20 protein-coding genes are annotated in these 21,831 nt (G+C 58.9%); 3 read left to right on the top strand and 17 right to left on the bottom strand.

The window, feature by feature from the left end:
- Positions 1-32: 32 nt before the first annotated feature.
- On the bottom strand, positions 33-788 hold the full coding sequence (locus KHU33_RS14420; RefSeq protein WP_211464055.1) for a GntR family transcriptional regulator: 756 nt from the start codon (positions 786-788) through the stop codon (positions 33-35).
- 163 nt (positions 789-951) lie between these two features.
- Here KHU33_RS14420 and KHU33_RS14415 point away from each other — a divergent pair, with 163 nt between their 5' ends.
- Positions 952-2,328 (top strand): class-II fumarase/aspartase family protein, encoded by a 1,377-nt coding sequence (locus KHU33_RS14415; RefSeq protein ID WP_211464053.1) that lies wholly within the window; start codon positions 952-954, stop codon positions 2,326-2,328.
- Positions 2,329-2,358: 30 nt separating this feature from the next.
- Positions 2,359-3,753 (top strand): cation:dicarboxylate symporter family transporter, encoded by a 1,395-nt coding sequence (locus tag KHU33_RS14410; protein ID WP_211464051.1) that lies wholly within the window; start codon positions 2,359-2,361, stop codon positions 3,751-3,753.
- A 355-nt stretch (positions 3,754-4,108) separates the two neighbouring features.
- Here KHU33_RS14410 and KHU33_RS14405 read toward each other — a convergent pair whose 3' ends face one another.
- The 3 genes from KHU33_RS14405 to KHU33_RS14395 are packed head-to-tail and all read right to left on the bottom strand — an operon-like array spanning position 4,109 to position 5,370.
- Positions 4,109-4,588 (bottom strand): SRPBCC family protein, encoded by a 480-nt coding sequence (locus tag KHU33_RS14405; protein WP_211464049.1) that lies wholly within the window; start codon positions 4,586-4,588, stop codon positions 4,109-4,111.
- Positions 4,575-4,898 (bottom strand): ArsR/SmtB family transcription factor, encoded by a 324-nt coding sequence (locus KHU33_RS14400; protein ID WP_211464065.1) that lies wholly within the window; start codon positions 4,896-4,898, stop codon positions 4,575-4,577. The genes KHU33_RS14405 and KHU33_RS14400 overlap by 14 nt, the downstream gene beginning before the upstream one ends.
- Positions 4,899-4,914: 16 nt before the next feature.
- On the bottom strand, positions 4,915-5,370 hold the full coding sequence (locus KHU33_RS14395; RefSeq protein ID WP_211464047.1) for an SRPBCC family protein: 456 nt from the start codon (positions 5,368-5,370) through the stop codon (positions 4,915-4,917).
- A gap of 133 nt (positions 5,371-5,503) precedes the next feature.
- Here KHU33_RS14395 and KHU33_RS14390 point away from each other — a divergent pair, with 133 nt between their 5' ends.
- On the top strand, positions 5,504-5,677 hold the full coding sequence (locus tag KHU33_RS14390; RefSeq protein WP_211464045.1) for a hypothetical protein: 174 nt from the start codon (positions 5,504-5,506) through the stop codon (positions 5,675-5,677).
- Between the two features lie 136 nt (positions 5,678-5,813).
- Here KHU33_RS14390 and KHU33_RS14385 read toward each other — a convergent pair whose 3' ends face one another.
- The 13 genes from KHU33_RS14385 to KHU33_RS14325 form a co-directional block, all read right to left on the bottom strand.
- Positions 5,814-6,398: a flagellar protein FlhE gene (locus KHU33_RS14385; protein WP_211464042.1), complete on the bottom strand. Its 585-nt coding sequence runs from the start codon at positions 6,396-6,398 to the stop codon at positions 5,814-5,816.
- Between the two features lies 1 nt (position 6,399).
- Entirely contained in the window at positions 6,400-7,149 is a 750-nt protein-coding gene (locus KHU33_RS14380; RefSeq protein ID WP_211464040.1) for an RNA polymerase sigma factor FliA, read from the bottom strand.
- Between the two features lie 93 nt (positions 7,150-7,242).
- Complete coding sequence (locus tag KHU33_RS14375) at positions 7,243-8,064, bottom strand: P-loop NTPase family protein (protein WP_211464038.1); 822 nt, start codon at positions 8,062-8,064, stop codon at positions 7,243-7,245.
- A gap of 10 nt (positions 8,065-8,074) precedes the next feature.
- Entirely contained in the window at positions 8,075-10,510 is a 2,436-nt protein-coding gene (gene flhF, locus KHU33_RS14370; RefSeq protein WP_211464036.1) for a flagellar biosynthesis protein FlhF, read from the bottom strand.
- Positions 10,511-10,512: 2 nt separating this feature from the next.
- Positions 10,513-12,618, bottom strand: coding sequence for a flagellar biosynthesis protein FlhA (gene flhA / locus KHU33_RS14365; RefSeq protein ID WP_230414270.1), 2,106 nt, complete (start codon positions 12,616-12,618; stop codon positions 10,513-10,515).
- Positions 12,615-13,766 (bottom strand): flagellar biosynthesis protein FlhB, encoded by a 1,152-nt coding sequence (gene flhB / locus KHU33_RS14360; protein ID WP_211464034.1) that lies wholly within the window; start codon positions 13,764-13,766, stop codon positions 12,615-12,617. Before flhB ends, flhA begins: the two co-directional genes overlap by 4 nt.
- A 602-nt stretch (positions 13,767-14,368) precedes the next feature.
- Positions 14,369-15,010, bottom strand: coding sequence for a protein phosphatase CheZ (gene cheZ, locus KHU33_RS14355; RefSeq protein ID WP_230414269.1), 642 nt, complete (start codon positions 15,008-15,010; stop codon positions 14,369-14,371).
- Position 15,011: 1 nt separating this feature from the next.
- A complete protein-coding gene (cheY, locus tag KHU33_RS14350) occupies positions 15,012-15,410 on the bottom strand; it encodes a chemotaxis response regulator CheY (protein ID WP_211464031.1) in 399 nt (132 codons plus the stop codon).
- 125 nt (positions 15,411-15,535) lie between these two features.
- Positions 15,536-16,621, bottom strand: coding sequence for a protein-glutamate methylesterase/protein-glutamine glutaminase (locus KHU33_RS14345; RefSeq protein ID WP_211464029.1), 1,086 nt, complete (start codon positions 16,619-16,621; stop codon positions 15,536-15,538).
- On the bottom strand, positions 16,618-17,283 hold the full coding sequence (gene cheD / locus KHU33_RS14340; protein ID WP_211464027.1) for a chemoreceptor glutamine deamidase CheD: 666 nt from the start codon (positions 17,281-17,283) through the stop codon (positions 16,618-16,620). The genes KHU33_RS14345 and cheD overlap by 4 nt, the downstream gene beginning before the upstream one ends.
- Positions 17,280-18,149: a CheR family methyltransferase gene (locus tag KHU33_RS14335; protein ID WP_211464025.1), complete on the bottom strand. Its 870-nt coding sequence runs from the start codon at positions 18,147-18,149 to the stop codon at positions 17,280-17,282. The genes cheD and KHU33_RS14335 overlap by 4 nt, the downstream gene beginning before the upstream one ends.
- Positions 18,150-18,207: 58 nt before the next feature.
- On the bottom strand, positions 18,208-20,007 hold the full coding sequence (locus KHU33_RS14330; protein ID WP_211464023.1) for a methyl-accepting chemotaxis protein: 1,800 nt from the start codon (positions 20,005-20,007) through the stop codon (positions 18,208-18,210).
- 185 nt (positions 20,008-20,192) lie between these two features.
- Positions 20,193-21,815, bottom strand: coding sequence for a methyl-accepting chemotaxis protein (locus tag KHU33_RS14325; RefSeq protein ID WP_211464021.1), 1,623 nt, complete (start codon positions 21,813-21,815; stop codon positions 20,193-20,195).
- Positions 21,816-21,831: the final 16 nt, after the last annotated feature.

Raw genomic sequence — 21,831 nt, 5'->3', positions numbered from 1 at the left:
AAAAGCAGCTTTCGCCTGTTTGCTCTATACGGTCATTTTTTGTCGTGCAAGTCTGATCGTTTTAGTTGCATCGATACTGCAAAACGCTCAGCGGGGTGCACGCTAACCGAGATTTCAAACGCTTGGCCAGCCGCATCAAAGTACCACCGAATAATTTTGAGAGCGGTCGTACCCGGCTCTACCTGTAACGAACGCGCCATTGTGTCCGGCACTGTAGTTGCTCGGATTTCCTGCCGTATTTCTGCGATGCGCCGGCCGTATCGTGATTCGATCAAGGCGCTGATTAGTACGCTAGGTGATTTGCGGACGATCTCGCCAATCTCTGCATATGCTGGCTCGATATATACATCGGTCCATCCTACCGGGAGCCGGTCGGTAGCCCCATTCATCCGCAAGCTGGAAATACGCAGCCATCGCGTCTCATTCTGGCATCCGAATTCCGTGGCAAGTGCCCCGCTTACCGTCGTTTCCTCAATTTCCAGCACTTTGCGGACATGTGTACTACCAAACTGCACCAGGTCATCTACTGACGCTAAAGATGGGCGGAAGTCGTTGGTAGGCTCAGACGACTCGACCCGCGTGCCAACATTTTTGCGTCGGGACACCAAGCCAAGCTGCTGAAGCTCATGCAGCGCTGCCCGAATGGTGTGACGGCTTGTGGAGTAGGAGTCGCACAGTTCCAGTTCAGTTGGCAGCAAGGAACCGACTGGGAAGCGCCCGGAAACAATGCCCTCGGTAAGGTTGCGGGCGATATCGGCGAAGTGAGGTTTATTGGTGACAGCATTCATGACAGCAATTATGAACGGGAATCGTAAAAACGTGTTGCGCAATATGTTCGAACATATTACATTCAATATGTCCGAACATAATAACATATATATGTGCGGACATATTGTTTCAATCCATAAACAATCCGACTGGTTTTCTTAGTCATCCTACCGCGAGGTCGTCATGTCGTTCTCCTCTGCTTTCACCGCTAGCACCGTAGTAGATTCCATCCTGTTCCGCGATGCTTTTGGCACCGCGACAATGCGTGCATTGTTTTCTGATCACGCACTAATCCAGCGTTATATTGATGCCGAAGTGGCACTTGCCAAGGCTGAAGCACGCGTCGGCGTCATCCCGGAAGAAGCCGCCAAAATCATTGCTCAGGAATCGAAAATAGAGCGCATCGACTTCGATCACATGCGCCATGAAACTGACATCGTCGGTTATCCGATTCTTCCTTTGGTACATCAGTTGGTTGAAATGTGCGGCGATGCTGGCCGTTACGTCCATTGGGGCGCGACTACGCAAGACATCATGGACACCGCAGTTGCGCTGCAGGTGCGGGACGCACTGGATGTAGTCGAAGCAGACATCCGTGAGTTGCGCCAGATTCTCTCCAACCTCGCAATTAAATACCGGGATACGCCGATGGCAGGTCGTACCCACTTGCAACAAGCGCTGCCGGTCACGTTCGGCTATAAGGCCGCGATCTGGTTAGCAATGTTTGACCGCCACCAGCAGCGTCTTGCCGAACTGCGTCCACGCGTTGCAGTCGTCGAGTTCGCTGGTGCTGCCGGCACGCTCGCCTCATTGGGCGACAAAGGTTTTGAAGTGCAGAAGGCAATGGCCGAGGAATTAAATCTCGGGGTTCCGGCGACGACTTGGCATGTAGCGCGCGATGGCTTTGCCGAGACGATCAACCTGCTTGCGCTTGTTACCGGCTCTCTCGGCAAGATTGCTCTGGACATCATGATCATGGCGTCCACCGAATTCGGAGAGCTGTATGAACCCTTCGTAAAAGGACGTGGTGCTAGCAGCACAATGCCGCAGAAGCGCAATCCCATTTCGAGCGAACTGATGCTAGCCGCAGCCAAGGCAGTACGACAGCACGCGGGCTTGATGGTCGACGCAATGATCCAGGATTTCGAGCGTGCTACCGGACCATGGCACGCCGAATGGATTGCCATCCCGGAGAGTTTCATTCTCACAGCCGGCGCTTTGCATCAGGCCAAGTTCGCGCTGGGCGGGCTCATTGTCGACACAGATCGTATGAAAACCAATCTTGGCATCAGTAAGGGCTTGATCGTCGCAGAAGCAGTAATGATGGGCATGGCGCCGTTGATCGGGCGGCAGCAGGCTCACGACATTGTCTATGACGCTTGCCGCGCCGTGAACGAAAAAGGGGGCACGCTGGCGGAAGCGCTTAGCACCATGTCTGAAGTCACCGCGCATTTTGATTGTGCAACGATTGATCGCCTGACCGACCCTGCGAACTATCTCGGCTTGGCGCCCCAGATGGTGGACCGTGCCGTTGCGCTATCCCGCGAAACTAACGCCTAACTAACGCCTAATTCATACGGAGGAGACGCCATGAATAAAGCATCATTCGGGGTTGACACCCCAATCGCGCCGCCCAGGAAATTGCCCTGGTATCGCAAGCTAGGCATGCAAGTGCTGCTCTCGCTTGTACTCGGTATTGCAGCCGGGTTGTTATTTCCCAAGTTTGCTTCGCAGCTCAAATTGCTAGGCGACATGTTTCTTTCGCTGATCAAGGCCGGGGTCGCTCCCTTGGTGTTTCTCACTATCGTGCACGGAATTGCATCCGCTGGTGACGTGAAAAGTGCAGGCCGGGTTGGCTGGCGCTCTATCGTCTACTTTGAGGTCGTTTCAAGCATCGCACTGATGATCGGCATGTTGGCTGGCAATCTATTAAAAATTGGCAGCAATATGAGTTCTGTCGCTACGGGCGCGGTGCCTCCGACCGTAGCAAAAGCAGCGCCACAAGGCTTCCTTGAATTCATGGCGCACATCGTGCCGGATAATTTTGTCGGTGCCTTCGCAAAAGGAGAGCTTTTGCAAGTAGTAGTCTTGGCAGTCATGGTCGGTATAGGCATCTTGGCGATCCCGGAAAGGCGACGAGAGAAGATCAATACCGGGCTAGATTATATTTCAGAGGTGTTGTTCTCTTTTATCAACCTAGTCATGAAACTGGCTCCAATCGGGACATTCGGTGCAGTTGCTTACTCCGTCGGTAGCAACGGAACAGCAGTGCTGGTCGCATTGGCACAACTGGTACTTGGCTTTTACGGCGTGGTGGTGCTGTTCATCGTGGTCGTACTGGGACTCATTGCCAAGTTTGCCGGCTTTAGCCTTTGGCGCTTTCTCAGGTACATCAAAGATGAAATTTTCATTGTGCTGGGTACGGCTTCATCGGAAAGTGCCCTGCCGCGCCTGTTGATCAAACTGGAACGTCTTGGATGCGCCAAGCAAACTGTTGGCCTCGTACTGCCAACGGGCTACGCGTTCAATCTCGATGGCACCTCGCTGTTCATGTCGATGGGCGTGATGTTCATTGCGCATGCATACGGAATTCCCATTACGCTCGATCAGCAGGTCGGCATCCTTGTGTTGATGCTCCTGACGTCTAAAGGCGCAGCCACCGTGTCAGGCGGATCGTTCGTGGTGTTTGCGGCGACGGTGACTTCGACTGGCATTCTGCCCGTGGAAGGGTTGGCAGTCATCTTTGGTGTCTATCGTTTCATGTCGATGGCAATCGCTACTTGCAACACAATTGGCAACAGCGTTGCAACCGTCGTGATTGCCAAATGGTCAGGAACCTTCGATAAAGTGGTTGCGGAGCGTCATTTATATCCCGAGCGCTACCCAGGCATAGCGCAGGCCGATGCAGCGCTTGACGATGGCAATCTCCTGCCAGAGGATATGAACGACGCAACCCCACATCCCGCTGGAATTACGTTGCGATAGCTCTTGATCGATACGCAAGGAGGGCAGTCAGGCGAGTAACTTGACGTACCGAAGCTTGTCTGTCCTAACCTTGTACGGCGAAACCAAGCAGCTGTAACCAAGGGGCTATCTGTTCGCAGTAAAATTGAATTGATGCCTTGTTGCATGTCGATGATGAGCAGGGCTGCATTTTTATTTATCTGTTCCATGATTCGCGGCATCTAATGAAAGCCATATTGTAGTTGGATCGGGCGACAATTCTTGGCCGGTTGCACGCTTTCTGCATTGATGCTGAACGCGTACAATCGGCCAGGGCAAGACGCTCCCTGTGCGCGGAGAGCCATGCGCCGCGCCACTTTCACTCTCCGCTTCCTCTTCAGCTTGCCGCAGGTGACCCAGGGAGCGTGCGGCCGGTTTCGAGCAGCGTCTTGAGATTCGACAGAACCTTCGGCCAGCCGCCCGATATGCCCGCCAGCATTTGAGGGTCGCGCTCAAGGTCTTCATGCGTGACCGTCAAACGAACCAGGCCGTCGCTGTGCGGCTCGATGTCGAACGCAACGCGCGAATGTTTCGACTTGTCCTCGGCGTCCGTCGGCCTGGCCCATGTGAGAACCAGGCGGCGTGGAGGGCTGCTCTCGACGACCGTGCCGACAATGTCAACCGTTCGCGCATCGTCGAGGCGTTGGTGCTCCCATTGAGAACCGGGCCGCCAATCCGACACGTTCACATGCACCGGACAATCAGCATTCAAGCCAGACCAATACTTGCGCGTCACGTCTGTGTCGACCAAAGCCTGCCACACTTTCTCCGGCGTCGTCGCGATATAGGTCACGTATACAAAATCAGGTTTTGTCATCTTCATCTCCTTCTAGTCTCTTCTTGAGGTCGCGCAGCGCACCAAGGCGGCTGCGCTCGAATTTTTCGATCCAGCGCTCGTAGATCTCGTGCAGCGGCACAGGGTTCAGGTAGTGGAGCTTTTCTCGGCCTTGCCAAACGATGGCGACCAGGTTTGCCTCCTCTAGCTGTTGCAAGTGCTGCGTCACGGCTTGGCGTGTCATGTCCATGTGCTCACAGAGTGCCGTGAGCGTCTGGCCGTTCTCCTGATGCAGCAGGTCAAGCAGGCGCCTGCGGCCCGGGTCAGCCAGCGCTTTGAATACTTTGTCGATGTCCAAATTCGCCGCTTTAGTTCCAGTTGTCGATCTTGACGTCGTTAGGGTTGGGAGCACCTTTTCCGGTTTCCAGAAGCGACTTCAAACTCATGAGAAAAATCGCCCACTTGCTGCTGCAATGGTGCATGAATTCCACAGGCTCCTTCCAGCCCTGGTGCTTGAAGAGGACGATGCAATATTCGCCGTCCTGCTTGAGATCCCAGCTTATCTTGGTGCCGATCCATTCCTCGGGCCCGCCTACCACTTGCCACAGCACCCGCTCGGCGGGATGAAGCTCAAGCACCTTCATCTCGAAACTGCCGATCTCGGCGCCACCGGCGCTAAAGCGGAACTGGATCACCCCGCCGACTTTGCTTTCCCCTTCCGTGTTGTTGGTCCACCAGGCGGCAAGGCCTTCACACGTGCTCAATGCTTTATAGACTTCATCCAGGGACGATTTAATTCCGACTCTATGCAGGATATCCACCATGATTTCTCCTTACGGGTTGATCGAAACGACTGCGTGCGTTGTCATGGCAAAAACCTCCTGGTGTCAGCCCGCTTTGAAGGCTTTTGCCGATGTCCAAGTACGTTGTAAATAATTATAGGTGAGCATTTGATATATGCAAGCGTTTACCTGCATATCGAGTGAAAAAAAACTGCGGTACGGCGTCTCCAGGTTGAACGAGTGGTGCTCGAAGATCGGCAATGTCATGGCCGATGCACCACTCGGCCTGCCTAGTGGGCGCCGGATGGGTGGCAAACGCCTGGGCTCGTGCAGCATGGCCAGGCCGTGAAAGGAATGCCGATCGTTAACTGATTATCAACGATCATTTCTACTGCATTGCAGACACGCAAGGAATCCAGTTTGAGTCAAACTGCGAACTTCACGCCCTGACATATCTTGTCAAATAAAATCACGATCTATACACATTATTCATAACTCACGATCACCTGGCTGCCGCTCCCCTGCAACGCCGGCGTCAACGCGCCCCGGCCATCGATCACAAAAGCAAACACAAAGTTCGACCAGCCATTGTCGTCGTCAAACGCGTCAGTGTTGCCGCTGGCGCTGCTGAGGCCGACGCATCTGGCATAGTTGCACAAGTAGGCATGCACACCGGCTGGCGGCGCTGTCAGGAAACTGTATTGCCAGCTGACCCGGCGTGTCTTCGAACTTGAGGTGACGCCGCTGCCGGCCGGGGCGATCTGAGGCGATTGATAGTTGACGCCGCGGTGGAAAATCGCCGGCGCTGAAGTTGCAGCGCTCCAGGAACCGGTGACGCGGCCAGGCCGGCTTGGTGTGGCGTTGCTGTTGAGTTGTATGGCGCCGGGGCCGGCTGGCGCATTCCCTGCATTGCCATTCCGTCCCAGATAGGTGCTCAGACTGATTGCCGCCGCCGGCTGATCGCCGGCAAAGACGCTTGCCGCCGGCAACACCGCCAACGTCAGCAACAGGCTGGCGACGATGGCGTAGCGCAATTTGAATTCACGGCAACGGTAAGCGAAGGCCCGCATCTCAGGCTGCCTCGGTCCAGCTGCTTTCATTCAAGCGCACCCGCAAGCGGCTGATGGCCTGGCTGTGCAACTGGCAGACGCGTGACTGGCTGACTTCCAGCACGGCGCCGATCTCGCGCAGATTCATTTCTTGTTCGTAGTACAGGCTGAGCAGCAGGCGGTCGCGCTCCGGCATGCGGGCGATCGCTTCTACCAGCATGTCGCGCATGCCGCTTTCCAGCATGCGCTGCAACGGATCGTCAGCGCCGCCGCGGTTATGCTCGCCGTCGCTGCTCTGGCGATCGAGGAAGGAATTCTCATTGCTGCCGCCTTCGCAGTCTTCGTAATACACCAGCTGCGAACCGTGGATTTCCTGCAGCAGATGCTGGTAGTCTTCCAGCGACAGTTGCATCGATGCGGCGATTTCGCGCTCGCTCGGCGGCCGCGCCAGTTTCTGCTCCAGCGCCTGCACTGCGGCGTCAACCTTGCGCGAGGATTGCCGCAAGCCGCGCGACAGCCAGTCGTTGGCGCGCAGCTCATCCAGCATGGCGCCGCGGATGCGCTGGCTGGCGTAGGTTTCGAATTGCGCGCCCTGATCGTCCTGATAACGATTGGCGGCGTCCAGCAAGCCCAGCATGCCGGCCTGGATCATGTCGTCCAGTTCCACGCTGGCCGGCAGCTTGGCGATCAGCTGCAAAGCCAGACGCCGCACCAGTGGCGCATATTTCGCCAGCGTATCGGATTTGTCGATTTTTCCCTGAGCTGTATACATGACGGATTCCTCTTCCTGCTTTACTCACGCAGTGTTCAGATTTGGGTTAAAAAAACAGCGCACAATTTTCACCAGCGTTCTTACCAGCATTCATTAATGCGACTGCGCTGTTGCCGCAACGCGACGCGGCCATTGCAGCAACTGCCCGGCGATGCGACGGAAATCGACCGCCGCCGCGCTGGTTTGAAATGCCTCTACCACACTCAATTTGAGACCTTGGGCGCGCACCAGATGCGGGTCCTCGGCGACACAGCCGGCGGGTTCCAGCGCCAGCCCCAGATAACGGCTGCCGGTGGCTGCCAGATTGCTCAGCACACGTTGCGCTTCCGGCATGCCGGCCGCCAGATTGACCATGATGCGCAGCCGCTGCATGGCGTGGGTATAGTGCAATTGCTTGATGCAGGTGTAAGCGGCGGTAATCGACGCTGCCTGCGGCCGCAACACCACCACTACATCGTCCGCCTGCGCCGCCAACGGCGACAAGCCGCCGCGCTGGTCGAGGCTGGCGTCGATCAAGATCACCTGGCCTCGAAACACACTGCGCACATCGGCCTCCGCAGTTGCCGGATCGCGCCTGCAGGTTGACCGCACCGGCAGCAGCAACGCACCGCAGGCCATGCGCGACGCCGCCAGCGACAACGGCAGGCCGCCAGCCGCAACCTCGGACCAACTGCCGGCCGCAACGCCAGCGCCAGCCCACTTCGCGGTTGCCGGATGCGCCCCGCTCTGTTCATCCAGCAACAACACCTCTTTTCCTTGCTGCACCAGCGCTGCGGCCAGGTTCAAGGCGACGCTGGTGACGCCGATCCTGGGGCTGCTGCCAACCAATGCAATGACATGCGCCGCATGCATGCCCGAATGCTGCGCCATCAGGCAGCGCAAACCGTCTGCCTGATCGCTGACCACCTTGTTCAAAGCTGTCTCCTCACCCTGGCAACGCTGCCGTGTGGTGCGCCGGCGTTAGGCCAGGAGCGTTCTCTGCATCCAGCGCCAGTGCATCCAGCAATGCGATCAGCTTGCCGAAACCTTCAAACAGCGCCGCCGCAGCGGTGACGGTGACAGAGCTGGAGCGGATACGGTGCCCTGCCAGTTGCGCCAGCAACGCCCGCGCTGCAGCGGCCCAGCTATCCTGCGTGTGCGCCAGACGCCAGACCGTAGTGCTGGCCTGGGCCGCAACCAGCAAGCGTTTCTGCATATGGCTATCGCCCGGTTCGGTGCAAGCGTCGAGTTGCTGGATGGCTTGCTTGAGCAATTTGAAATAGGGATCGGCAGCTTGCTTCCAGCAAGACCATGCGGCCAGTTGCTGTGCCGTCACCGAGGGCGCGAGATTGCTCAGCAAATACCAGCTGGCGAGCAACTTGCCGCTGTGCTGATCGACAATACGCATGACCACGCAACGCAGGCTGGCGAAACCGGATAAGCAGCTGCCGGACTGGCTGTCGCCACGCAAAGCGATCGCCGTTTCTGCCAGCGTTTGCTGCGCCGGCTTGCCTTTGTAGACGATAGCCTGGGGCGCGTCGAACGTCAGTTGCGCCGCCAGTTTCGCCAGCGTGGTGCGCTGCTCGCCGTGCATCACGCCAGTGGTGCCGCGCGCCCGCGCCAGCCATGACAGGCCGTCTGCTTGCCAGGACTGGATCAAGTCTGAGGCCGGCATTCTGTCCAGCAAATGCACGAGGGGCTTGGCGAAATGTTGTTGCTGCATCCATGCCAGCTGACGCAGCGCTGGCCTTGGCGCAACGCTGATTGCATCGGTTGCACCGGCGGCAGGTGTGGTGGACAGCGCGGTAGACAACAGCTGATGCGGCGCCGCCAGCGGCATGCCGTTGCGGTCCGACAGCAGTACGCTGGATTGCAAAGTGTAGGCGTCGCCGCTGCGGCTGGCCAGCAACTCCGTCTTGCCGCTGACGGCCAGCACATGGCTAGCGCATGCAGTCTCTATTTCTGCGTTCGCCAATGTCAACAGCTTGTGCACCGTCGCCTTGCTGCTGACGCTGTCGTCGGCCAGGTCGCGCCACAATGCGCTGCTGCCGTCGAAGCCGATCTGGCCGTTAGCCAGCGCGCTGGCGTTGGCCGCCAATTCCTCGGCGTCGTGCGCCAATACCCGGATCAGTTGCTGGCATTGGCTGCGCAAGCGTTCGGTGGTGGCGGCCGCGGCGGCCAGTTCGTTATCGTTGTTCAATGCCGCCGGCAACTCGCCCAGATCGGCCTCGCCCGGCACGAACAAGGCGCTGCGGCTGGCGCTCTGGAACACGCTGTCGACCAGTTGCGAGCGCTCGGCGATCATCAGGTTTTCCGGCACTTTCTGGCCGCAGGAGACGTAGTGCACCGGCAGCCGGTGGCGGATCACGGTATCCAGCAATGCGCCGGGATGGGTGGCTTCGTCGGTTTTGGTAAAGATGCAGCCGGCCAGCTGGTTGCCGCCGGCGCTGTCTTTATAGGCGTGCACTACTTCGTTCAACGTGTCGCCGTGGCTGGCGGCGTTCAGCAGCAGCAGCCGCTTGACCGGTCGGCCGGCGCCGCACAGCATGGCGACCTGGTCCGAGACGCTGCGGTCGCGCTGGCTCTTGCCGACGGTGTCGATCAAGACCATGTGCTTGTCGCGCAGGTCGTCCAGCACCAATCGCAGATCGGCGGCGTCCTTGACTGCATGCACCGACACGCCCAGGATCTTGCCGTAGATGCGCAACTGTTCGAACGCGCCGATGCGGTAGCTGTCGGTGGTCAGCAGCGCCAGCTTGTCGGCGCCGAAGCGCATGACGCAGCGCGCCGCCAGTTTTGCGGTGGTGGTGGTCTTGCCGACGCCGGTCGGCCCCATCAAGGCATAGACGCCGCCGCCATCCATCAGCGTGTCTTCGTTTTCCATCAAGGGCAGATTGCGCGCCAGTTCGGCCTTGACCCATGCCATGCCGGAGGCGAAATTCTGGCCGGTCGGCAGATGGTCCAGCATCGCTTTCGCCAGGCTGGCGCTGAAGCCCGCGCCTAGCAAGGTGCGCAGCAGATGGCCGCGTACCGGATCGCGCCGTTGCTTGTCGTTCCACACCAGGCCGGCCAGCTGTTCTTCGATCATGCCGCGCATCGAATGAATCTCGCTGATAACGCTATCGTTGTTGTCTTTGTTAGTTGCCACGTTGGTTGCTACAGCAACTGCCGGATCAGTTGCCGCAGCTGCGCTTGCGGCTGGCGGCGCCGCTGCAGGTTGCGCAAGCGCCGTTTCCAGCATGGCGACAATCTCGACGCCGCTTGCGGTAGCCCGGTTGGAAACGATAATCGCATCCGGCCCCAGTTGTTCGCGCACCAGGCGCAATGCTTCACGGCTGGACGGGGCGACGATGGTGACGTTGTTGGCGCTGTTGTTATTCATGCTCAAACCTTACCTCCGATGGTGGCGGTTACTTTGATGGTGCGGGTGTCAGGGATCTCGGCGTGCGACAGCACTTTGAGCTGCGGCAGGCTGCGGCGCAGGAAGCGCGCCAGCAAGACGCGCAGAGGATGCTGTACCACCAGCACCGGCGACAAACCGAACTGCTCCTGACGCGTAATCGCAAGCTGGGTCTGGGTCAGCAAGCTATCGGCCAGGCCTGGCTCCAGCCCGCTGCCGTTGCTCAACGCTTGCAGCAGAACCCGGTCCAGGGAACCGTCGAGACCGATCACCTGCAGCTCGCCGTTGCCGGGGAATAGCTGCTGGGTGACCGCCCGGCCCAGCGCCAGCCGCACCAGCGATGTCAGTTCGGTAGCATCGCTGACGCCGGCGCCGTGCTCCAGCAGGACATCCAGAATGGTGCGCATGTCGCGGATCGAAACACTTTCATCCAGCAGGTTTTGCAATACCTTCTGCAAGGTTGTCAGCGACAGCAGCTTGGGCACCAGATCCTCGATCAGTTTCGGCGCATCCTTGGCGACCCGGTCCAGCAGTTGCTGCACTTCCTGCCGTCCCAGCAGTTCCGCCGAATGGGCGTGGATCAGGTGGTTGAGATGGGTGGCGATCACGGTGCTGGCGTCGACCACGGTATAGCCGTAGATCTGCGCCTGTTCCCGCATGTGGCTATCGATCCAGACCGCCGGCAAGCCAAAGGCCGGATCGACCGTCGGCGTGCCGGGCAAGGTCGCGCTGACCTGGCCCGGATTGATCGCCATCCATTGCCCCGGCCAGGCTTCGCCGTTGGCGATCTCCACGCCTTTCAGGGTAATCACGTAGGAATTCGGCTTGAGTTCGAGGTTGTCGCGGATATGCACTACCGGCACCAGGAAACCGATGTCTTGCGCAAATTTCTTGCGGATGCTTTTGATGCGGCCCAGCAGCTCGCCGTTCTGGCTGCGGTCCACCAGGGAAATCAAGCGGTAGCCGACTTCCAGTCCAAGCGGATCGACCAGCGCCACATCATCCCAGCTGGCGTCGGCCGGTTCCGCCGCTGCCGCGGAAGGCGGCGGCGCCTTGGCGGCATATTCAGCCGCGGCGCTACGCTGCAGCAGACGACGGCCGAGGTAAACCAGGCCGCCTGAAATAAGCAAGAACGCCACATGCGGCATGCCTGGCACCAGCCCCATCAGGCCGATGATGCCGGCGGTCAGGAACAGCACCTGTGGATTGGAAAACAACTGCCCCATCAACTGCTGGCCGACATCTTCATCGGTAGTCACGCGTGAGACGATGACGCCGGCGGCGGTGGAAATCACTAGCGCCGGGATTTGCGCTACCAGGCCGTCGCCGATAGTCAGCAAGGTGTAATTCTTGGCGGCCACCGAAATATCCAGGCCGTGCTGCGCGACGCCGACGATCAGGCCGCCGACCACATTGATCACCATGATCAGCAAACCGGCTATCGCATCGCCGCGCACGAACTTGCTGGCGCCGTCCATGGAACCGTAGAAATCCGCCTCCTGCGCTACTTCGGCGCGGCGTTTGCGGGCTACGTCTTCGCCGATCAGGCCGGCGTTCAAATCGGCGTCGATCGCCATCTGCTTGCCGGGCATCGCATCCAGCGTGAAGCGGGCGCCGACTTCGGCGATCCGCCCGGCGCCCTTGGTAATCACCATGAAGTTGATTACCACCAGAATCACAAAGACCACGATACCCACCGCGAAATTGCCGCCCACCAGGAAATGGCCGAAGGCTTCGATCACCTTGCCGGCGGCGTCCGGGCCGGTGTGGCCTTCCAGCAGCACCACGCGGGTAGAAGCGACGTTGAGCGACAAGCGCAGCAGAGTCGAAAACAGCAAGACTGCCGGGAAAGCGGCAAAATCCAGCGCCTTCATGGTGTACATGCTGACCAGCAGCACCATCACCGAGAGTGCGATGTTGAAGGTGAACAGCAAGTCGAGCAGGAACGGCGGCAAGGGCAGGATCATCATGCCGAGAATCATGATGATCAGCATCGGGCCGGCCATGCCCTTGACGCTGTTGCCGGCCAATATGGCGGCCCCTAAGCGTGGCAAGGATGCGAATGAAAAAGCTGGGCCTGCTGGCTTCATGCCGGGCTCCCTATGGTATCGAGTGAGGTGTCTAGTGAAGCGGGAACCGGAAGATCAGCCGGCGTGCGCGGCGCAATGCCGCCCTCGCTGCGCCAGCGCTGCAATTGATAGACCCAGGCCAGCACTTCGGCCACCGCGGTATACAGGGCGGCCGGGATTTCTTCGCCGAGGTTGGTATGGCGATATAGCGCACGGGTCAGGGGCGGCGCTTCCAGCATCGGAATCTTGTGCTCGGCGCCGATGGCGCGGATCCGCAGCGCGACCAGGTCGGTGCCTTTGGCAACTACCCGGGGGGCTCGCATTTCCTTATCGCTGTATTTGAGGGCGACTGCAAAGTGGGTCGGATTGGTGACCACCACGTCGGCGCTGGCGACGTCGGCCATCATGCGGCGGCGCGCCATCTGTTGCTGCTGGCGCCGGATCAGGCCTTTGATGTGCGGATCGCCTTCGCTTTCCTTGTGTTCCTGCTTCAATTCTTCGCGCGTCATGCGCAGCTTGCGGTAGTAACTCCACAATTGATATGGCACGTCGATGGCGGCCACCAGCAGCAGCGAGCCGATGATCAGGCTGCAGCAATTGGCCACCAGCCGTACCGTATGCGCCAAGGCGCCGTGGACCGGCTCGCTCAGCAGGCCGAGCAGATTGTCGAGGTTGCGCGACATGACCCAATAGGCGATGCCGCCTACCAGTGCCGACTTGGTGCATGCCTTGAATAGTTCAGCCAGCGATTGGCTGGAGAAGATGCGGGCGATGCCGGCGGCGGGGTTGAGTTTTGAGAATTTTGGCGCTAGCGATTGGGTTGAGAATAGCCAGCCGCCTAGCATCACCGGCGCGACCAGCGCTGCCAGCGCCAGCATGCCTAGCAACGGTAGCAGGGCTTGCAGCGCTTCTTGGGCGGCGGCGGCTTGGGTCAGCATGTAGGAGGTGTCGAAGCCGGCGGCGCGCTTGAATTGCATGGCTTGTCTTAGCGTGTGGCCGATGTGCTCGGCCATCGGCACGGCTGTGAGCCATAGGCCGCCGATGCCGGTGGTCAGCATGACGAAGGTGCTTAGTTCGCGGGAGCGCGCAACCTGACCTTCTTCGCGCGCCTTTTCCAGGCGGCGTGAAGAACCGGGTTCTGTCTTTTCGAGATCGCTTTCTTCCGCCATGCATGCTCCGTACCAGAAGGGACGAGTAGCGCCCTATCAATACGGATTATTGATGCAAGGGGGATTATGCAATCGGGCAAACAAGGTGCGGATCGGGGCCTTGCTTGGGCAATCGATGAGGAATCGGTGGCGTTCCGATGCTTTTCCTGCTCCGTGTTGGCCGCCAATCGCAGTTAAATGGGGTCGGTTTTTTTTTCGCGGCCTTTTGCGAAAATTACTCTGACCCCTTTTAACGGGCCACGGAGTACATGCCGTTGCATTCGACGAAATTTCATCGCTAACTAAAACGTCCGCTACTCCGTGGATGCACGCCGGGGGCGGCCCGGCAGCCGCTCCCTTTCTTTGCTTCGCCAAAGAAAGGAAGCAAAGAAAGGCGACCGCAAAGCCGTTGCCTTCCCTTCGGTCAGGTTCCCAAATGCAGCGGGTGCCAGTCGGGTGGGAGGACCAACTCGCTGCGCTCAGACATGTCCTCCCACAATTCCCGACTGACACCCGCTACATTTGGCAACGTCTCAATGCGGAATTCATTTCAACGGCAACGGCAACGTCAACTTCAACTTCAACTTCAACTTCAACTTCAACTGCAACAGCCTTGTTACTGATTAGAAGCCCAGGCTGGACAGCAAATCATCAACCTGCTCCTGATCCGAAACTGCGTCGGGGTTTTCATCGGCTCGCATTTGCGGGCCGTTCAGCAGGCCGTTGCCGTCTTGGCGCTTTTCTACCGGGGTGTTGTCGATCAATACTTGCAGCAACTGCTTTTCCATCTCATGCACGACTTCCATCATCTTCTTGATGACTTGGCCGGTCAGGTCTTGGAAGTCTTGCGCCATCATGATTTCTATCAGTTGGGCATTGATGGCTGAGGCTTGTTGCGGTACGTCTTTCAGATAGTTGCGGGTGTCTAGCACCAGCACGCGCGCGTCGTCCAGCTCGACCGGGCTGACGAACCATTCGTCCCAGCGTTGATTCAGGGTCTTGGCTTGCTTGCTGAGTTTTTCCTGGATCGGTTGGGCGACGTCGATTGCGTTGAGGGCTCTTTCAGCGGCTCGCTCGGTCATCGCTGCTACATAGTTCAGACGGTCGCGGGCGTCTGGGATGGCTTGGGCTGCCTTGGCGATTTCCTGGTCCAGGCCGAGTTCGCGCATGCTTTCGCGCAGCAAGCGCGTCAGGTGTCCGATGCGATTGACCAGCTGTTCGGCGGAATCGCCGGCGGCTGGCATCTGTAAGGCGTGCGCGCTCATATCAGGCACTCTCTTTCGCAATTTTTTCGAATATCTTGGTGATCTTTTCCTCCAGCGTCGCCGCGGTAAAGGGCTTGACCACATAACCGTTGGCGCCGGCCTGGGCGGCGGCGATGATGTTTTCTTTCTTGGCCTCGGCCGTCACCATCAGCACCGGCAGCTTGGCCAGGGCGGGATCGGCGCGTATCGATTGCAACATGGTCAGGCCGTCCATATTCGGCATGTTCCAGTCCGATACCACAAACCCGAAATTGCCGTCCTTGAGCTTGGCCAATCCTGCCGCGCCGTCCTCGGCTTCGTCGACGTTGACGAAATCCAGCTCCTTCAACAGATTTCTCACAATCCGCCGCATGGTAGGAAAATCGTCCACGACCAGAATTTTGATGCTTTTATCAACCATGATTACTCCACACTATAAATAGGACTTGCCGACACCTTAAACCTGAACAAACTCTTGACGCTCTTCCTGTATAACGTCACAAACACCGGAAAAGCGTAGGCCGGATTTGCTGCATTCATCACTCCTCATACCCGGTTCGAGCGCTCGCCATACGACATCAGACGCGCCATCAAGCGCTGACTCATTTCATCGATGCCGGCGATTTCGTTGGCCGCGCCCATCGCAATCGCTTCGCGCGGCATGCCGAACACGACGCAGCTGGCTTCGTCTTGCGCCAGAGTGTAGGCGCCGGCCTGGCGCATGCGCAGCAAGCCTGCCGCACCGTCTCGCCCCATGCCGGTCAGGATCACGCCGAGGGCGTTCTTGCCGGCGTGCTTGGCGACCGAATCGAATAACACGTCGATCGATGGCCGGTGACGGTTGACCGGATCTTCCTGATCCAGATGCGCAACATAGTTGGCGCCGCTGCGCGCCAGCGACAGATGGAAGCCGCCGGGTGCGATGTAGGCGTGGCCTGGCAGCACCCGCTCGCCATGCTCGGCTTCCGTGACGGTGATGCGGCACAGGCCGTCCAGGCGCTGCGCAAAGGAGCGGGTGAAGCCGGGCGGCATATGCTGCGCGATCATGATGCCGGGGCAATCCGGCGGCAGCGGCTGCAATACTTCCTTAATCGCTTCGGTGCCGCCGGTGGAAGCGCCGATGATGATCAGCTTCTCGGTACTCAGCAACGGACTGCGCAGCATCGGCGCCGATACTGCCGCCGCTCCCGACGCATCGGCGCCGGGCTGGCGCGCCACCTTAAGGCGAGCGCGCGAGGCGGCGCGGATCTTGTCGGCAATCAGGTCGGTATATTCCAGCAAGCCTTCACGGATGCCGAGGCGCGGCTTGGTGACGAAATCGACCGCTCCCAGTTCCAGCGCCCGCAGCGTGATTTCGGAACCGCGTTCGGTCAGCGACGACACCATCAACACCGGCATCGGCCGCAGCCGCATCAGCTTTTCCAGAAAATCGAGGCCGTCCATGCGCGGCATTTCGACATCCAGCGTCAGCACGTCCGGATTGAGTTGTTTGATCAGATCGCGCGCCACCAAAGGATCGGGCGCGGTCGCCACCACCGTCATGTCGGGCTGGCTGTTGATGATTTCTGTCATCAAGCTGCGTATCAGCGCTGAATCGTCTACGCACAATACCTGTATTTTTTTATCGCTCATGCACTGCCTCTGCCTTGTTGTACGACCTTCTGCCGAACCGTCGTATTGAATAATTCCACCTTGCTGCGCACCGGCTGCTGCGCCAGCGCCTGCACCAGCTGCTGTTCGTCGCGCTGGACCTGCACCGCATCGTTGATACGGTGCAGCTTGCGCACCATGACCTTGCCGCTTCGGGGGAAATAGCTGATCCGGCGCGGCAGGCTGCCGCGCAAGTCCTGCGCAGCCACCCGCACCTGCTCCATCTGCAGATAGCGCAATACAAAATCGGCATTGCGATCGCCGATGTTCAGCATCGTCATGTTGGCCAGCACCGCGCCGCCGCCGAACACCTTGGCTTCCAGCCGTTCGCGGCGCGCGCCCGCCTTGAGCAATTCGTTCAGCAGCATCTCCATCGCATACGCGCCGTAGCGCATGGAAGCCGAGCCGCTGTTGCTGCCGCCGCCGCTGCTGCCATCGTCGGGCAGCATGAAATGATTCATGCCGCCGACGCCGGCGGTGCTGTCGCGTACGCAGGCGGCTATGCAGGAACCGAGTACGGTGCTCAGCACCATGTCGTCCGGCGTCACGTAATATTCGTTCGGCAACAGCTTGACCGCAGCGCTGTCGAACTCGCGGTCAAAGTAATGATGGCTCGCCACCGATTCTTCTGCCGTCGAAATCATGTGCCGCCTTTAGCTTGCCTGGAATCGAGTTCATAGACCGTCTGGCCGCGCAACCGGAACGGCTGGCTGGCTTGGGAAAAATTCTCGGAATGCCCGGCAAACAGCCAGCCATGCGGTTTCATCAAGGGCGCAAAGCGTTGCAGGATCTTGTTCTGGGTCGGCTTGTCGAAATAGATCATCACGTTGCGGCAAAAGATCGCGTCGAACTGTTCTTTCAATCCCCATTGCGGATCCAGCAGATTGAGCTGATCGAATTTCACCATGGCCGCCACCTCCGGCCGTATCCGCACCTGCCCGGCGCGGGCGCCGCTGCCTTTCAGGAAGAAGCGTTTGAGACGTTCCAAGGGCACTTTGCTGACCTGTTCCATGGTGTAGACGCCGGCCGCCGCTTTTTCCAGCACCTGGGTATCGATGTCGGTGGCGATTATGCTGGCGGTGGCGGCGCGGCTGCCGAGCGCCTCGATCAAGGTCATCGCGATCGAATAGGGCTCTTCACCGGTGGAGGCGGCCGAGCACCAGACGCTGACCGGCGCCGTGCAATTTTTCACATGCTCGGCCAGCAATGGGAAGTGATGCGCCTCGCGGAAAAACGCCGTCAGATTGGTAGTCAAGGCATTGGTAAAAGCCTGCCATTCGGCGCTGTCTTTTTCAGTCTCCAACAGGTTCAGATACGAAGTAAAGTCGCTCATGCCGAGCTCGCGCAGGCGGCGCGACAGACGGCTGTAAACCATTTCGCGTTTTTGCTCGCCTAGCGCAATGCCTGCGCGCTGGTGAATCAGCGCGCGCACCCGGGAAAAATCGCTGTCGGTCAGCAAAAAATCTCGCGCTGAAGCAGCGACCGGACGGGCAGTTGATTTAATCGTCATTCAGTAGGCCCTATGATTAACAGCAGATGATGCGCAAATGATGTGCATATCGCGGGCATCAAAATGTTTCCCAGTCGTCGGCGGCGGCAGTCTTGGCCTGTGCTGAAGCAGGCCTCAACTTAACTGGCGCCAGCTTAAGATGCGGCTTGGAATGCGCCTTCGCATGTGTTGCCGCAACCCTGCTTGCAGCCGGCGTACTTACTTTTGCTGCTTCTGGTGACGCCTTTTTTACCGATGCGGCAGCTCGAGCGGCCTGCGCCAATGCTGCACGCTGCTTATTGTCTGGCGCTGCCTGTGCTTGCTGGAGATGACTTTCCTGCAAACGGAATACCGATACCGCCTGATGCAGCCGTTGCGCCTGATCTTCCAGCGAACCGGCTGCCGCCGCGGCCTGCTCTACCAGCGCGGCATTCTGCTGGGTGACGTGATCCATCTGGATCACCGCCTGGTTGATCTGTTCGATGCCGCTGCTTTGCTCGGCCGACGCTTCCGAGATTTCGCCCATGATGTCGGTTACGCGTTTAACTGCCTGCACCACTTCGCCCATGGTTTCGCCGGCGCGGTCAACCAGTTCCGAGCCTGAATCGACCCGGCTTACCGAATCGTCGATCAGTTCCTTGATTTCCTTGGCGGCTTGCGCGCTGCGTTGCGCCAGCGTGCGTACTTCGCCGGCAACCACGGCGAAACCGCGTCCCTGCTCGCCGGCGCGCGCCGCCTCCACCGCCGCATTCAGGGCCAGGATATTGGTCTGGAACGCGATGCCGTCGATCACGCCGATGATGTCGGCGATCTTTCTGGAACTGGTGGTGATGCCTTGCATGGTGTCGACCACCTGCCCTACCACCACGCCGCCTCTGGCGGCGATGTCGGATGCGGTCTGCGCCAGCTGGCCGGCCTGGCGCGCATTGTCGGCGTTTTGCTTCACGGTTGCGGTTAGCTGCTCCATGCTGGCGGCGGTTTCTTCCAGCGAAGCGGCTTGCTGTTCGGTGCGCGCCGACAGGTCGGCATTGCCGGCGGCGATTTCACGGGTAGCGCCGGTGATCGCGCTGCTGCCTTCTCTGATCTCGCGCACTGTCGCAGCCAGCCGCTCCTGCATCTGGCGCATGGCGTTCAGCAGGCTAGGCTGGTCCTTGCTGTCGACTTCGACCTGCAGATCCAGATCGCCATCGGCAATCCTGGTCGCAATCTCGGTCGCATATTGCGGTTCGCCGCCCAGGCTGCTGGTAACGCTGCGGATCACCAGCAGCATCAAGGCCGAGACGCAGGCGCCGATGGCGAACAAGATGATCAGCTCAAGCCGTAGATTTGCATAGAACGCGGTATCGACATCGTCCAGCATGACACCGGATAGCAGATGCCAGTCCCAAGGCTGAAAATATCTGGCGTAGCTGAGCTTCGGCCGATACTGTCCGGTTGCGCCCTGCGCCATGGACTCGATAAAACCCTGGCCGTTTTCCTTGCTGAGACTCACTATCTCTCTGAAAAAGAATTTGCCCTTGTTGTCTTTGCGGTCCATGACATTGGTCCCGACCAGGTTTGGCAAAACTGGATGGGCCAGCACCACGGGACGCGAGTCAGCCACGAACACATAGTTGGATTTGTCGTAACGCATCGCCAGGATGCGTTTCAATGCTTCCGCCTGCGCAGCGTCCTTTTCAAGCTTGCCGGCGGTGACGTCGGCAGCGTAGCTTTTGACGATACCTTCCGCCGTTTCCACCAGGTTTTTCAGACCGTTCTGGCGTTCCAGCAACATCGTATCCCGCGTATTCCAGGCCGACCAGCCGCCCAGCATCAACATGCCGAGCCACATGAACGCCAGCACCGCCAGCAATTTTTTCTTCAAACTCAATGCATTCATTTTCGCCTCACTTCAGATCCAGATCGCAATCCAGGAAAGCGATGGTTGGGAGCGCCGTGCTCAGGTTTCAGCGGCAACGGCCCGTATTGCAATATAAGTACGGCGGCGGCAGGCCGATGCCGCGAACAGCAGCCTAAAACACCGCTTGCTCCGGCCATGCCGCTTCTTCATCGCCTGGTTGACTCTTATGCGGCTGCGCTGCGCAACATCTGCGTTTGCGGTGTGATATCTATCATTCGCTTGGCCTGCGCCGCGATGTGCATCCGCTCCAGTTTGAAGGCGCCGACCACTTGTTCCAGCGCGCCAGCCTGATCTTGCAAACTGGCGGCAGCAGCTGCGGCTTCTTCCACCAAGGCGGCGTTTTGCTGGGTCACCTGGTCCATCTGGCTGATGGCCTGATTGATCTGTTCGATACCCGAGGTTTGTTCCTGGCTGGCGGCGGTGATCTCGCCCATGATGTCGGTCACGCGACGGACGCTGGCGACAATTTCCTCCATGGTGCTGCCGGCCTGGTCGACCAGGCGCGATCCGAGACCGACTTTTTCCACCGAGTCGTCGATCAGGGATTTGATTTCCTTGGCGGCAGCGGCGGACCGTTGCGCCAGATTGCGCACTTCGGCGGCCACCACTGCGAAGCCGCGGCCCTGCTCGCCGGCCCGAGCCGCTTCGACGGCGGCGTTCAAGGCCAGGATATTGGTCTGGAAGGCGATGCCGTCGATGACGCCGATGATATCGACGATCTTTTTCGAAGAAGTATTGATGGCGCCCATGGTGCTGACCACCTGGGTCACCACCGTGCCGCCATGGATCGCCACTTCCGAGGCGGATACCGCCAGCTGGTTGGCCTGGCTGGCGTTGTCGGCATTCTGCTTGACGGTCGAGGTCAGCTGCTCCATCGATGCGGCGGTTTCTTCCAGCGAACTGGCTTGCTCTTCGGTGCGTTGCGACAGGTTCAGATTGCCGGCCGCAATCTGGTTGGATGCGGTTGCAATGGTGTCGGTGCCGCTGCGCACTTCGCCGACAATTTTCTGCAAGCTGTCGTTCATGTCTTTCAACGCCTGCATCAGCTGCCCGGTCTCATCCTTGGACCTGACTTCGATATCTGCCGTCAGATCGCCGTCGGCGACCCGGCGCGCCACTTCCACTGCAAACCCCAGCGGCTGAGCAACTGCCCGTGCGATCCACAACGCCAGCGCAAAGCCGAGCACCGCCATGGCAATCATCAAGCCGACCATCCAGATCCTGGCTTTGTCATAGATGGCTGCGCCGTTTTTGGCGGCGGTAGCGCTGCCATCGGTATTGATTCTTACCAGTTGATCAACCTGTTTATCCAGCCCTATGATGGCGGCCAGGGAATCGCCCCGTATCTCTGCTATCGCATCATCCTTTTTGAACACACGCGAGATTTGGACGATTTTCTTGTCCATCTCCAGATACTGCGGGATTTTTTCTTTTAACTGATCGTACACAATACGTTCCTGTTCCATCACCATAGGCGCGTATTCGCTCAGGTTCTTTTGCAGATCGGCCCGGATGTCGTTGATGAACTGGGCGCTCTTGTCCATGTCCGCTACATCGTTCGACATGACGTGCTGCATTTCGATATTGCGCAGCAGCGCCAGGTTGCTCTTCAAGGTCAGCAATACCCGCACGCTCGGCATCCAGTTGGTATTGATTTCGACGGTAGTGGCGTTGACTTGCCCTAGTTGCGTGATCGAGGTCACGCCCAGCACTACTGTCAGTATTAGTATCAAAGCGAACGACAGCAGCAGTTTGGTCGCAATTTTCAAGTTATAGAACCAGGTCATGATTTTTTCTCGGATG

Source organism: Collimonas silvisoli (genome assembly GCF_018305005.1).
In the GTDB taxonomy this organism is placed as follows: Bacteria; Pseudomonadota; Gammaproteobacteria; order Burkholderiales; family Burkholderiaceae_D; genus Collimonas; species Collimonas silvisoli.
The sequence above is the reverse complement of the archived record's forward strand: the minus strand, read 5'-3'. Positions and strand labels throughout refer to the sequence as shown.